General features: G+C 63.6%; 14 protein-coding genes. 10 read left to right on the top strand and 4 right to left on the bottom strand.

The features are described from left to right. Nucleotides 1-181 (top strand): hypothetical protein (locus J8I87_RS41765; RefSeq protein ID WP_209938376.1); only part of this gene is annotated, 181 nt, incomplete at its 5' end. Nucleotides 182-225: 44 nt separating this feature from the next. Here J8I87_RS41765 and J8I87_RS41760 read toward each other — a convergent pair. After that, a complete protein-coding gene (locus tag J8I87_RS41760) occupies nucleotides 226-1,107 on the bottom strand; it encodes an EamA family transporter (RefSeq protein ID WP_209938375.1) in 882 nt (293 codons plus the stop codon). Between the two features lie 170 nt (nucleotides 1,108-1,277). Here J8I87_RS41760 and J8I87_RS41755 point away from each other — a divergent pair, with 170 nt between their 5' ends. Then, nucleotides 1,278-2,159 (top strand): pirin family protein, encoded by an 882-nt coding sequence (locus J8I87_RS41755; RefSeq protein ID WP_209938374.1) that lies wholly within the window; start codon nucleotides 1,278-1,280, stop codon nucleotides 2,157-2,159. Nucleotides 2,160-2,255: 96 nt separating this feature from the next. Continuing rightward, nucleotides 2,256-3,104: a thioredoxin gene (gene trxA, locus J8I87_RS41750; protein ID WP_209938373.1), complete on the top strand. Its 849-nt coding sequence runs from the start codon at nucleotides 2,256-2,258 to the stop codon at nucleotides 3,102-3,104. A gap of 74 nt (nucleotides 3,105-3,178) precedes the next feature. Here the strand turns inward: trxA and tcdA are convergent, their stop codons facing one another. Then, nucleotides 3,179-4,042 carry a tRNA cyclic N6-threonylcarbamoyladenosine(37) synthase TcdA gene (gene tcdA / locus J8I87_RS41745; RefSeq protein WP_209938377.1) on the bottom strand — a complete coding sequence of 288 codons (864 nt, stop codon included), beginning with the start codon at nucleotides 4,040-4,042 and terminating at the stop codon, nucleotides 3,179-3,181. Between the two features lie 215 nt (nucleotides 4,043-4,257). Between tcdA and pdxH the strand changes: the two genes are divergently transcribed. From pdxH to J8I87_RS41730, 3 genes are all read left to right on the top strand, one after another. Then, nucleotides 4,258-4,896 carry a pyridoxamine 5'-phosphate oxidase gene (gene pdxH, locus J8I87_RS41740; protein WP_209938372.1) on the top strand — a complete coding sequence of 213 codons (639 nt, stop codon included), beginning with the start codon at nucleotides 4,258-4,260 and terminating at the stop codon, nucleotides 4,894-4,896. Nucleotides 4,897-5,069: 173 nt separating this feature from the next. Next, a complete protein-coding gene (locus tag J8I87_RS41735; protein ID WP_209938371.1) occupies nucleotides 5,070-6,284 on the top strand; it encodes an SAM-dependent methyltransferase in 1,215 nt (404 codons plus the stop codon). Between the two features lie 86 nt (nucleotides 6,285-6,370). Next, on the top strand, nucleotides 6,371-7,525 hold the full coding sequence (locus J8I87_RS41730; protein WP_209938370.1) for a DUF72 domain-containing protein: 1,155 nt from the start codon (nucleotides 6,371-6,373) through the stop codon (nucleotides 7,523-7,525). A 133-nt stretch (nucleotides 7,526-7,658) separates the two neighbouring features. Here J8I87_RS41730 and msrA read toward each other — a convergent pair whose 3' ends face one another. After that, a complete protein-coding gene (gene msrA / locus J8I87_RS41725; protein ID WP_209938369.1) occupies nucleotides 7,659-8,210 on the bottom strand; it encodes a peptide-methionine (S)-S-oxide reductase MsrA in 552 nt (183 codons plus the stop codon). 311 nt (nucleotides 8,211-8,521) lie between these two features. Here msrA and J8I87_RS41720 point away from each other — a divergent pair, with 311 nt between their 5' ends. Then, a complete protein-coding gene (locus J8I87_RS41720; RefSeq protein WP_209938367.1) occupies nucleotides 8,522-9,034 on the top strand; it encodes a flavin reductase family protein in 513 nt (170 codons plus the stop codon). A 42-nt stretch (nucleotides 9,035-9,076) separates the two neighbouring features. On the opposite strand, the gene J8I87_RS41715 is transcribed toward J8I87_RS41720, so the two are convergent. Next, on the bottom strand, nucleotides 9,077-9,580 hold the full coding sequence (locus J8I87_RS41715; RefSeq protein ID WP_209938365.1) for an Lrp/AsnC family transcriptional regulator: 504 nt from the start codon (nucleotides 9,578-9,580) through the stop codon (nucleotides 9,077-9,079). A gap of 145 nt (nucleotides 9,581-9,725) precedes the next feature. Between J8I87_RS41715 and kynB the strand changes: the two genes are divergently transcribed. From kynB to kynA, 3 genes are read left to right on the top strand one after another with little or no spacing between them, the layout of a single operon-like run. Beyond that, on the top strand, nucleotides 9,726-10,358 hold the full coding sequence (gene kynB, locus J8I87_RS41710; RefSeq protein ID WP_209938363.1) for an arylformamidase: 633 nt from the start codon (nucleotides 9,726-9,728) through the stop codon (nucleotides 10,356-10,358). 50 nt (nucleotides 10,359-10,408) lie between these two features. After that, nucleotides 10,409-11,659: a kynureninase gene (kynU, locus tag J8I87_RS41705; protein WP_209938361.1), complete on the top strand. Its 1,251-nt coding sequence runs from the start codon at nucleotides 10,409-10,411 to the stop codon at nucleotides 11,657-11,659. Between the two features lie 10 nt (nucleotides 11,660-11,669). Continuing rightward, entirely contained in the window at nucleotides 11,670-12,605 is a 936-nt protein-coding gene (kynA, locus tag J8I87_RS41700) for a tryptophan 2,3-dioxygenase (RefSeq protein WP_209938359.1), read from the top strand. The last annotated feature ends 717 nt before the right edge of the window (nucleotides 12,606-13,322 follow it).

Below are 13,322 nucleotides of genomic sequence, written 5' to 3'. Positions count from 1 at the left end.
AAAGAAAGTAGGTGCCGCCCCGCACAGGGGCAACGCCCGCGCCGCGAGGCGCATCGCGGATGCCAGCGACAGCGGCATAACAGACCGCATCGCGGATGCCAGCGACAGCGGCAAAACAAACCGCATCGCGGATGCCAGCGACAGCGGCAAAACAAACCGCAATCGCGGATGCCAGCGATAGCGGCAAAAACAAACCGCAAGACCAAAAGCGAACTACATCGCGGTTCACCGCGCCAACGCCAACCTCCTCACAACCCACCCGCCGAACACATTGACGGCCAGTCCCGCCATCACCAGAGCCGCGCCGCCGATCTGCGCGGCGGACAACGACTCGCCGAGCATCAGCGATGCCGACGCAAGCCCGACGATCGGCACGAGCAGCGAGAACGGCGCGACCTGGCCCGCCGGATAGCGCGACAGCAGCCGGCTCCACAGCCCATAGCCGAGCAGCGTCGCGACAATCGCGAGATAAACGATCGCGAATACGGACGACGCGCCAATGCCCATCAGCGCGGCCCCGATAGTCTGCGGCCCTTCGAGCAGACAGGACAGCACGAAGAACGGCACGGGCGGAATCAGGCTCCCCCACACGACGAGGCCGACCAGATCGACCTTGCCGACTTTCTTCGTGACGATGTTGCCGCACGCCCACATCACGGCGGCGCACAGCGTCAGCAGGAAGCCGGCGAGCGTCATCGCGTGGCCCCCCTGCATGCCGATGACGACAAGGCCGATCGCTGCGATCACGAGACCGAGCACGTTCTGCGCGCGAAAGCGCTCATGCAGGAACAGCGCGGCAAAGCCAAGCGTGAAAAAAGCCTGCGCCTGCAGCACGAGTGACGCGAGCCCGGCCGGCATGCCGACATACATCGCCGAGAACAGGAATGCGAACTGGCCGAGCGAGATCGTCGCGCCGTAAGCGATGAGCCAGCGCCAGGGCACCTGCGGCCGCTTGACGAAAAATACCGCGGGGATCGCCGCCAGCGTGAAGCGCAACGCGCCGAGCAGCATCGGCGGCACGCCATGCAGGCCGACCTTGATCACCACGAAGTTGACGCCCCACGCGAGGACGACCACCAGCGCCAGCAACAGGTCTTTCGGCGACATCTGCACTCCAGGGTTCGTTGTTGTTGAACAGCGGAGTTTACCGGAGCGTCGGCACGCGCATCTCCTGCCATGCCACGCGGGCAATCTGTATGCCTGCGCGTCCCTGTCAGGCAGGCTGTCGTCACGGGCAGTAGAATGACCCGTCCTGTCCCCAACAATTCGAGCCCGTCATGTCTTCATCGATCAAAGCGGTTCTCAAGCCTCACGTGCGCGACATCGGCAATCTGGCCGTGCGGCGCGTGCTGCCCGCGATGGCCGCGCGTCTCGTCGGCCCGTTCATCTTCTTCGATCACATGGGTCCCGCTACACTGCCCGCAGGGACGGGCCTCGACGTGCGCCCGCATCCGCATATCGGCCTTGCCACCGTCACCTATCTGTTCGAAGGCGCGATCATGCATCGCGACAGCCTCGGTTCCGAACAAAAGATCGTTCCCGGCGACGTCAACTGGATGACGGCCGGCCGCGGCATCGTCCACTCGGAGCGCACACCCGAGCCCGAGCGCGCGAACGGCTCGAACGTGCACGGCATCCAGACGTGGGTCGCACTGCCGCTCGCCGACGAGGACAGCGAGCCGTCGTTCGAGCATCATCCGGGCGCGACACTGCCGGAAATCGAGCGCAACGGCGTGACGTTGCGCATCATCGCGGGCACGTCGTTCGGCAAGACGGCGCCCACCCGCACCTTCTCGGGCACGCTGTATGCTGCCGCGCATTTTTCGGTGGACAGCGCGCTCGCGCTCGATTCGGAGCATGACGAGCGTGGTGTGTACCTCGTCGACGGCGATCTGTCGCTCGACGGCGAACCGCTCGAAGTCGCGCAGATGGCCGTGCTCACACCCGGCGAAACCGTCACGCTCGCGAGCGCGAAAGGCGCGACGGTGATGCTGCTCGGCGGCGAGAAACTCGAAGGCGAGCGCTTCATCGAATGGAACTTCGTCGCGAGTTCGCGCGAGAAGATCGAGCGCGCCAAGCTCGCCTGGACGAATCAGGAAATGGGCCAGGTGCCGGGCGAAACCGAATGGATCCCGTTGCCGGAGCGCAAGCCGCGTTAGACTGGCGGGCATCGGCGGGGGCGCAGCCGAGGCCGCATTGAAACGGCGCAAGACGCCCCCATTTGATCGGGGTACAGATTCAAGGAAGACACAGCAATGGACACCACTCTCGCCACTTTCGAAAAGGACGTCATCAGCGCATCGACGCTCGCGCCCGTACTCGTCGACTTCTGGGCGCCGTGGTGCGGACCGTGCAAGACGCTCGGCCCGATGCTCGAAAAGCTCGAAGCCGAGTATCAGGGCAAATGGCGCCTCGTGAAGGTGAATGTCGACGAAAACCAGGAGCTGGCCGCGCATTTCCAGGTGCGCAGCATTCCGCACGTCGTCGCGTTCGCTGATGGACGGCCCGTCGATCAGTTCATCGGCGTGTTGCCTGAAGGCCAGTTGCGGCAGTTCCTCGATCGCCTCGTGCCGGACGGCGCGGAAGCCGCGCGAGCCGAAGCCGCCGTCGCGATCGCCGAAGGCCGCCGTGCGGATGCCTATGACGCGCTGAAGGCCGCGCTCGCCTACGACCCCGGTTTCGACGAAGCACGGCTGGATCTGATGGAACTGCTGCTCGAAGACAACCGCATCGACGAAGCGCAGAAGGAAAACGACCTGCTTTCGCCAAAGACCACGCAGGGCATCGACGCGCGCTACAACGCCATCAAGACGCGTCTGGACGCCGTGGATGCCGCTGCCGACCTGCCGCCCACGGATGCGCTCGAAGCCCGCGTCGCCAGCAACCCCGACGATCTCGAAGCGCGCTTCGACCTCGCGAGCGCCCTGATCGCGCGGCGCAAGTACGACCCGGCGCTCGAGCACCTGCTGGCGATCGTGCAGCGCGACCGCACGTTCCGCGAGGACATCGGCCGCAAGACGATGCTGTCCGTGTTCGATCTCGCCGCGCATCAGCCGGAACTGGTATCAAAGTGGCGGCGCAAGCTGAGCGCGTCGTTGAACTGATCGTTCTCGCGCCACATGCGAAAAACGCGGCCACGTGCCGCGTTTTTTTCGTTCAGGGATACGTGTGCGAGACGTCAGGCCGCCGCCTGCCTGGCCAACGCGCGCAGCACATGCGACACAGCGGCGAAGCCGAAGCTCGCCGTCACGCACACGCTCGATCCGAAGCCGGCGCAGTTCAGGCCCACGGGGCCATGATGACCGGGCGACGTCGTGACGTGCTCGGCCTCTTCGTCGATATCGCAGACGGCCGCTTCCGGATAGATCAGCGGCTCGTCCGAATACACGGCGCTCACCTTGAACTTCGCTTTCGGCCCGCGCGCAAAGCCATGGTGCTTGCGCAACTGGCCGCGCACTTTCGACAGCAGCGGGTCTTGAATGGTCTGTGCGAGATCGTCGATGCGGATGCGCGTCGGGTCGAGCTGTCCGCCCGCGCCGCCGACCGTGATCAACGACTGCCCGTGCTCGACGCACCACGCGATCAGCGCCGTCTTCGTGCGCACGCTGTCGATCGCATCGATCACGTAATCGAATCGGTCGCCCAGCACCGCTTCGAAGTTGTCCGGCTCGATGAAGTCCTCGACGACGCGCACGTCGCACTGCGGATCGATCAGCCTGATGCGCTCGGCCATCGCATCGACCTTGGGCTTGCCGTAGTTGCCGTCGAGTGCGTGGATCTGCCGGTTCGTGTTGCTCTCGGCAACGTTGTCGAGATCGATCAGTGTGATCGTGCCGATCGCCGTGCGCGCGAGCGCTTCCGCCGCCCAAGAGCCGACGCCGCCAATTCCGATCACGGCGACATGGGCGCGCTCGAACGCCGCGAGCGCGGGTGCGCCATAAAGCCGCGCGACGCCTGCGAAGCGGCGGGCGCGGTCGGCGGTTTCGTGCGCCCGGTGGTCGGTAGTAAGATCGGATTGGTCGGTCGCGAGAGACGTGGACATGATGTGTGGCTTGACGACGGGTTCAGGCAGGGGCAGCGGACGAAGCACCGTCAACGCGCGGCGTCCGCTGCCCTTGAAGCCCGTATTTTGCCTGATCGCGTCCATGGACGCCCGCCGTGCGCAGCCAGTCAGTCAGTTGCGCCCGCCGACCCGCCACGACGCAGAAAGTTTCGTCCTTAGCTATACTGGCCACACTGTAGCGCTTGCATAAAAATATGAGCACTCTTGCCGACCTTCGCAAAAACTATTCGCTCGGCTCGCTGGATGTCGCCGACGTCGATCCCAATCCGTTCCGTCAATTCGACAAGTGGTTCAGGCAGGCCGTCGATGCGCAGCTTCCCGAGCCGAACACAATGACACTCGCGACGGTCGACGAACGCTGCCGCCCTTCGGCGCGCATCGTGCTGATCAAGGGAGTCGACGAGCGCGGCTTCGTCTTCTTCACCAACTATGAAAGCCGCAAAGGCCGCGAGCTCGCGCACAACCCGCACGCAAGCCTCCTCTTCTACTGGATCGAACTCGAGCGTCAGGTACGCATCGAGGGCACTGTCGTCAAAACGAGCGACGCAGAAAGCGACACGTACTTCACATCGCGGCCGCTCGGCTCGCGTATCGGCGCGTGGGCGTCGGAGCAGAGCAAGGTGATTGAAAGCCGTGCGCTTCTGGAAGCGCGCGAACGTGAATTCAGCGCACAATACGGAGATAATCCGCCCCGGCCGCCACACTGGGGCGGTTATCGCCTGATTCCCGACGCAATCGAATTCTGGCAAGGACGACCGTCCCGTCTGCACGACCGGATGCTTTACACGCGCACAGGCGCGGCCGGCTGGACGATCTCCCGTCTGTCGCCCTGACGCATCGATACGCCGGCACGCGCGATGTGTGTTGCACGGCATCGCATGACACGCGCGTCGACGGCTGGATCGCGTGCGCCGTTTCGATTGGAACGCGCAGCGCCGACACGGCACACGCCGCGCACTGCGATTCGACAGGCTTTGCTTTGATTCATTGGACACGGAGAAATCACATGTTCTGGGAGAAAAAGCTGGCGCAGTGGGTGGAAGAAGTAAAGACAAAGGCCAATCTTCCGGCGCGGCTCGTGCTGTGGGATGGCCAGCAACACGACTTCGGCACGTTCGCCGCGCCGCAGGTCACGTTGAAAGTGAACAGCGCATCGGCGCTGCCCCTCCTGCTCGAACCGAGCCTCGACAATCTCGGCGAGGCGTACGTGAAGGGCAAGATCGACATCGACGGCAAGCTGTCGGACATCATCAACATCGGCTATTCGCTGGCGCGAAGCACGGTGACGAGCGCGAGCAAGCTGGCGCGCGTGCGGCGCTATTTCAATCACTCAAAAACGTCGGACAAAAAGGCGATCCAGTATCACTACGACGTCTCGAACGAGTTCTACAAGCTGTGGCTCGACGAGAACATGGTGTACTCGTGCGCGTACTTCGAGAACGGTGACGAAGACCTCGCCACCGCGCAGATCAAGAAGATCGATCACATCCTCACGAAAATCCAGGTGAAGCCGGGCCAGCGTCTGCTCGACATCGGCTGCGGCTGGGGCGCGCTCGTGCTGCGCGCGGCGCAGAAGTTCGGCGCGAAGTGCGTGGGTGTGACGTTGTCTCAGAACCAGTTCGATCTCGCGACAAAGCGCGTGAAGGACGCGGGGCTCGAAAGCCAGATCGAGATTCGCCTGCAGGACTATCGCGATGTTCAAGGCCAGTTCGACCGCATCACGAGCGTCGGCATGTTCGAGCACGTGGGCCGCAAGAATCTGCCCGCGTACTTCCAGAAGATCCGCGACCTGCTGACGGACGACGGCATCGCGATGAATCACGGCATCACGTCGACGGACTACAACAGCGGCGAAACGGCGCTCGGCGGCGGCGAATTCATCGACAGGTACGTGTTCCCGGACGGCGAGCTGCCGCATATCAGCCTCGCGCTCGAATCGATGCAGCGCGGCGGACTCGAAGCCGTCGATATCGAAAGCCTGCGCCGTCACTACGCGCACACGCTGGAAATCTGGACGGAAAACTTCGAGGCAAAGGCGCAAGAAGCGAGGAAGCTCGTCGACGACGAGAAGTTCCGCATCTGGCGCGTGTACCTCGCGGGCTGCGCGTACGCGTTCGAGAACGACGACGTGTCGATCTACCAGGTGGTGTGCCGCAAGGCGGGGCGCAGCGCGACTACGCTGCCGTGGTCGCGCCGCTATATGTACGAGAAGGCGCTGTAGAATCGCGTGCTGAAGCCGCTTCGGTCCGACGCGTTCGCGTGCGTCGATCCGAAGCGGAGGTGGTTCCTGTCACTTGCGAACGATCGATGGAAGAGCAAGCGGTTCCTGAAGCGCCCGACGGCGCCGTGCAACTCGACATGTTCGGCAATCCCGTCGATTCCATCACGGGCCATGACGCTGCGCCGCGCGCAGCAACGGCCACCCCTCCTCCCGCGCAAAACGACGCGCCGCCGAACAGGCGCCGCGCCCGCGACGTCGTCGCCGCACCGCCTGCCGACGATATCGTTCGGCTCGCCAGCCAGTTGCCGCCGCAGGTACATCTCGGCACATCGACATGGTCGTTTCCCGGCTGGAAGGGCATCGTCTATGGCGACGACTACAGCAACAGCAAGCTGTCGCGCAATGGACTGACGGCCTATGGCGCGCATCCGCTGCTGCGCACCGTGAGCATCGATCGTTCGTTTTACACGCCGCTTACGCTCACGGACTATTTGCGTTACGCACAGCAGGTCCCCGATCACTTCCGCTTCATCGTGAAGGCGCCCGCGCTCGTCACCGATGCGACGGTGCGCGCGGAGCGCGGCGAGCCGGTGTCTGAGAATCCCTGCTTCCTGAACGCGCAACTGGCCATCGGCGAATTCGTGCGCCCTTGTCTGGACGGACTCGGCGCAAAGGCGGGCGCGCTCGTGTTCCAGTTCTCGCCGTTGCCCGACCAGATGCTCGCGCAGCCCGCGATTTTCGTCGAACGGCTGACGGAGTTCTTGTCGGCGCTGCCGCCGCTCGAAGGCGACACCTGTTATGCCGTCGAAATCCGCGACGCGTGTCTGCTGACGCCGCGTCTGATCCGCGCGTTGAAGGCGACGGGCGTGCGCTACTGCGTCGGCATTCATGCGCGCATGCCCGACCCGTCGCGTCAGGCCGCCGCGCTCGCGATGCTCGACGAAGCGCCGTCGGGGCCGTTGATCGTGCGCTGGAGCCTGCACGGCGGCTTCAGGTACGAACAGGCAAAAGCGAAATACGAGCCGTTCGACAAGCTCGTCGACGAAGACCCGGATACCCGCATTGCGCTCGCCGAACTGGCCGCGCGCTACGCGATTGCCGGCCAGCCGGTGCTGATCGCCGCGAACAACAAGGCTGAAGGTTCCGCGCCACTGACGTGCGTGAAGCTGGCGGCGGAAATCGCGGCTGTGTGCGAGCGGCTTCGCGACGCGCAAAAGGAACAGGCGGCGCGAGCCATCTGACGAAGGCGCGGTGCGGGCCGCACGATGAAAACGCGATGAAAACGCGGTGAAAACGCAATGAAAACGCGGCGCAGGCCACTCGGGACCTGCGCCGCGCGAGCTGCTGGATCAAAGCGTCGCGATCAACCTTCGCTCACGCGCCCGCCTTGATCCGATGCGCGAACTTCTGACGGAACTTCGCCACCTTCGGCGCAACTACGAACGCGCAATAACCCTGGTTCGGATGCTGCGCAAAGTAGTTTTGGTGATACGCCTCGGCGGGATAGTAATTGTCGTCGAGCGGCAGCACCTGCGTGACGATCTGGCCGTCGTAGATGCCTTCGGCCTGAATCTCGCGGATTGCCTGCAGCGCCGTCTCGCGCTGAACGTCCGAGTGCGTGAAGATCACGGACCGGTATTGCGTGCCGACATCGTTGCCCTGGCGGTTAAGCTGCGTCGGATCGTGGATCGCGAAGAAAATATCGAGGATCTCGCGATAGGTGATGCGCGCCGGATCGAACTCGACCTTGACGACTTCCGCGTGCCCGGTGTCGCCGTCGCACACCTGCTCGTACGACGGATTCACCGCATGCCCGCCCGCGTACCCCGACTCCACCGACGTCACGCCGTCGACGCCCAGATACACCGCCTCCAGACACCAGAAACATCCGCCGCCCAGCGTGGCGGTCTCGACCGACTGAATCATGCTCGCTCCTTGAGTTGGCTCGCCGCGCCGCCCGACTGTTGAGCAAACGCGCCGGCTGGCCGCAGTCACTTGAACCTCGATGCCTCATCGCATCCGACCGACGCAATACTCCACGATATCGGGGATTCATGCAGGCGGCACGCACCATCTGTACCATCCGCGCCGCGCTGTCTCACCGCCTGGCTGCGCCAGGCCCTCTGCGATTGCAGTTAAAATTGGGACAATTCGCCGAATTTCTACATGACCTTCAAACCGAATTTTTCCACCTGGTCGCTTCATCAAGCGGTCCGTTCGCCGGAATGACTCACGCGATGAAGCGCGCCAACCCGCCCAACTTCGACGACGCCGCCTTTCGCCGCGCGCTCAGCCAGTTCTCGACGGGCGTCACCGTCATCACGACGCGTGCGCCGTCGGGCGCCTTGATTGGCATCACGGCCAGCTCGTTCAATTCCGTGTCGCTCGCGCCCCCGCTCGTGCTGTGGAGCCTCGCGACGCGCTCGGCGTCGATGCCCGTATTCCGGGCCAACAGTCATTATGTCGTCAATGTGCTTGCTTCGTCGCAACTAGATCTGTGCAAGCGCTTTGCAACCGTCAAGGGCGACCGTTTCGAAGGAGTCTCGCACGCGGCGGGCGACTCGGGCATGCCCGTCCTCGACGGTGCGCTGGCATGGTTCGAATGCCATAACCGCAGCCGCTACGACGAAGGCGATCATGTGATTTTCGTCGGCGAAGTGGAGCGCTGCGGCGTCCACCCGCATGCCGACAGGATCGAGCCGCTCGTGTTTCAGAACGGCGGCTTTCATGGATTGAAGCGGCTGGGCTGAGCGCGCGCCGCGCTCCGCCGGGGTTGTCTTGCCGGTCTCGCCCTACCCCTGCGGCTGCACCTTCGCCCCCGTCACCAGCGACACGGGCACCCCCGAATCCTCCTTGAGCGTCTGCAGGACGATGTTCGAGCGGATGTCCATCACACCCGGCGCCTTGTACAGCCGGCCGAGCACGAAATCCGAATAGTGCTTGAGATTGTGGGCGAGCACCCGCAGCAGATAATGCGTCTCGCCCGTCACGACGAAAGCGCCGACCACTTCCGGCCAGTCGCGCAGCGCTTCGGCGAAGCGCTCGTGCCAGTTTTCCTGGTCGTTGCGCATCGATACCTGCACGAACGCTTCCAGTTCGAACCCGAGGACTTCGCGGTTCAGACACGCGCGATACCGCTCGATCACGCCCTGTTCCTCCAGTAGCCGCAAGCGGCGCAGACATGCGGACGGAGAAAGCGAGATGCGCTCCGCCAGATCGAGATTGCTGATTCGTCCTTCGTGCTGCAGCACCGTCAAGATACGGCAATCGGTGGCGTCCAGTGAGATCGCGTTCATTTTCGGTCTCCCTTTCCCGTTTGCCTCAAATTATGTTCCAAAGGCGACGAAATAAACAGTTTTTTTAGCAAGCACATTTCGTCTGATGCCGCCTATCATCGAGAGATGGAGGCAGAACGACATTGCTTTGCAGGGGACAGCACGCATGGACACGCTTTGGGACATCACGCCCGCCGTCGATACGGCGACGCCCGTCTGGCCGGGTGACACGCCCGTCGGCATCGAGCGGGTGTGGCGAATGGAGGCTGGCTCGCCCGTCAACGTCGCGCGGCTGACGATCTCGCCGCACACGGGCGCGCACACTGATGCGCCGCTTCACTACGACGCCGATGGCGCGGCGATCGGCGCGGTGCCGCTCGATGCGTATCTGGGCCGCTGCCGCGTGATTCATTGCATTGGCGCAAAGCCGCTGGTGATGCCGCAGCACATTGCCGCGTCGCTCGACGGCGCGCCGCCGCGGGTGCTGCTGCGCACCTACCGCGAAGCGCCGGCAGCCGCATGGGACAGCGATTTCTGCGCGGTCGCGCCCGAGACGATCGATCTGCTCGCGGCACGCGGCGTGAAGCTGATCGGCATCGACACGCCGTCGCTCGATCCGCAGGAGTCGAAGACCATGCGCGCGCACCAGCGCATTCGAGCGCACGGGATGGCGATTCTCGAAGGCATCGTGCTCGACGCCGTTGCGCCCGGCGATTACGAGCTGATCGCGCTGCCGCTCAAGCTGACGACGCTCGACGCGAGCCCGGTGCGCGCGGTGCTGCGCGCGCTGCCTGCATGACGACATTCCGCTTGAACACTCTCTCTTTAGATTGGTAGACCTGAACCATCATGAATCAACGTGACGAAGCACTCGCCCTCGACGCAGCCGACCCGCTCGCGCCGTTGCGCGGCCAGTTCGCGCTCGCGCCGAACTTGATCTATCTCGACGGCAACTCGCTCGGCGTGCCGCCCGCCGCGGCCGCGCAGCGCGCGCAGACGGTGATCGGCGCCGAATGGGGCGAAGGTCTGATCCGAAGCTGGAACACGGCCGGCTGGTTCTCGCTGCCGCGGCGGCTGGGCGACAAGCTCGCGCCATTGATCGGCGCGGCGCACAACGAGGTCGTCGTCACCGATACGATTTCGATCAACCTGTTCAAGGTGTTGTCGGCGGCGCTGCGCATGCAGGACAGGCGCGATCCGAAACGTCGCGTGATCGTGTCGGAACGCTCGAACTTTCCCACTGACCTGTACATCGCGCAAGGACTCATCAAGCAACTCGATCGCGGCTATGAACTGCGGCTCATCGACGATCCGTCCGAACTGCCCGCCGCGATGACCGACGATGTCGCCGTCTCGATGATTACGCACGTGAACTACCGCACCGGCTACATGCATGACATGGCCGCGCTCACGAAGCTGATCCAGCAGAAAGGCGCGCTCGCGCTGTGGGATCTCGCGCATTCGGCGGGGGCCGTGCCCGTCGATCTGAACGGTGTCGGCGCGGATTGCGCGGTCGGCTGCACGTACAAGTATCTGAACGGCGGTCCGGGCTCGCCTGCTTTCGCGTGGGTGCCGCATCGCCATCAGCGCGACTTCGAGCAGCCGCTGTCCGGCTGGTGGGGTCATCGCGCGCCGTTCGCGATGGACCCGGCGTACGCCGCCGACGACGGCATCGGCCGCTTTTTGTGCGGCACACAGCCGATGGTGTCGATGGCGCTCGTCGAATGCGGGCTCGACGTGTTTCTGCAAACCGACATGCAGGCCGTGCGCAAGAAGTCGCTCGCGCTGACCGATCTTTTCATCGAACTGGTCGAAACGCGCTGCAAAGAGTTTCCGCTCGAGCTGGTGACGCCGCGCGAGCACGAGCAGCGCGGCTCGCATGCGAGCTTCGAGCATCCGCACGGCTATGCGGTGATGCAGGCGCTGATCGCGCGCGGTGTGATCGGCGATTATCGCGAGCCGCATGTGTTGCGCTTTGGCTTTACGCCGTTGTACACGCGCTATGTCGATGTGTGGGATGCCGTCGAGCATCTGCGTCATGTGCTCACGCACGAGACCTGGCGCGCACCTGAATTCGCCGCGCGCGGCGCCGTGACCTGAGGAGCGCACGATGACCGATCACATGAAGATGACAGAAGAGAAGCCCGCGCAAGGCTGCCCGTTCGGACACGGCGGCACGCCGGCTTCGCGCGAAGCGCATGCGTCGCACATGGCCGCCGACGAAGCCGAAGGCTGGCACAACGCCCAGCTCGATTTCTCGAAGTCGATGAGTTACGGCGATTATCTGTCGCTCGGCTCGATTCTGCGCGCGCAGCATCCGCTGTCGCCCGATCACAACGAGATGCTGTTCATCATCCAGCATCAGACGAGCGAATTGTGGATGAAGCTCGCGCTGTACGAATTGCGCGCGGCGCTTGCGTGCGTGCATCGCGATGAATTGCCGCCTGGGTTCAAGATGCTGGCGCGCGTATCGCGGATTCTCGAGCAGCTCGTGCAAGCGTGGAATGTGCTGTCGACGATGACGCCTTCGGAATACACGTCGATGCGGCCGTTCCTCGGCAGTTCGTCGGGATTTCAGTCGTATCAGTATCGCGAGCTGGAGTTCATGCTCGGCAACAAGAACGAGCAGATGCTCAAGCCGCACGCGCACCATCCTGATGTGTATGCCGAAGTGAAAGCGGCACTCGAAGCGCCGTCGTTCTATGACGAAGTGATCCGTATGCTTGCCCGGCGCGGCTTTGCGATCAGTGCGTCACGACTGGAGCGCGACTGGACGCTGCCGACGCAGCATGATGCGTCCGTGGAAGCCGCCTGGCTCGAGGTGTATCGCAATCCTTCGCGGCATTGGGAACTGTATGAGATGGCCGAAGAACTCGTCGATCTTGAGGATGCGTTTCGCCAATGGCGGTTCCGGCATGTGACGACCGTTGAGAGGATTATTGGGTTCAAACAGGGCACGGGTGGGACGAGTGGCGCGCCGTATCTGCGCAAGATGCTGGATGTGGTTTTGTTTCCCGAGCTTTGGCATGTGAGGACGTTGCTTTGAGTTTGCTGAGCCGCTGTCGCTGGCATCCGCGATTGAGGTTCGCTTTGCCGTATTCGCTGGCATCCGCGATGCGGTTCGCTATCCGTTTTCGCTGGCATCCGCGATGCGGTTCGCTATCCGTTTTCGCTGGCATCCGCGATAGCGCCTCGCGGCGCGGGCGTTGCCCCTGTGCGGGGCGGCACTTACTTTCTTTGCCGCGGCAAAGAAAGTAAGCAAAGAAAGCCGCTCACACCGCCAACTCTTGACCTTCGTCCACGGGCTCTCAAGGTCCCCGCGCTTCGCATGGCAGCGTGCTGACCTTGCCCGTTGCCCACGCTCTGATTGAACGCCTCACCCATTTCGAGCGCTCGTACAACGGCTAACCGTCGCTGATGTTGCAGTGCCCTGTGCGGCAAACATATGTCGGTTGTCGCGCATCGCAAGGCAGCGCTCGCACTGTCCAGGCGCGTCGCGCGGCGAAGGTGTTCCGATGGCGCGAATGCCTACACATGTTTGCCGCACAGGGACGCGGGATAGTCGACGTCATGACTTGCGACGCGGGGGCACGAAGCGGTTGAGGCGCCAATCAGTGCGCTGGCAACGGACATGGACCCGCGCGTGGCCGTGATAACTATGGGGATGTCGAGAGCCCGTGGCTAACGGTCAAGCATTGGCGGGGTGAGCGGCTTTCTTTGCTTACTTTCTTTGCCGCGGCAAAGAAAGTAAGTGCCGCCCCGC

The sequence above is a fragment of the Paraburkholderia sp. LEh10 genome (assembly GCF_017814945.1).
In the GTDB taxonomy this organism is placed as follows: Bacteria; Pseudomonadota; Gammaproteobacteria; order Burkholderiales; family Burkholderiaceae; genus Paraburkholderia.
The sequence above is the reverse complement of the archived record's forward strand: the minus strand, read 5'-3'. Positions and strand labels throughout refer to the sequence as shown.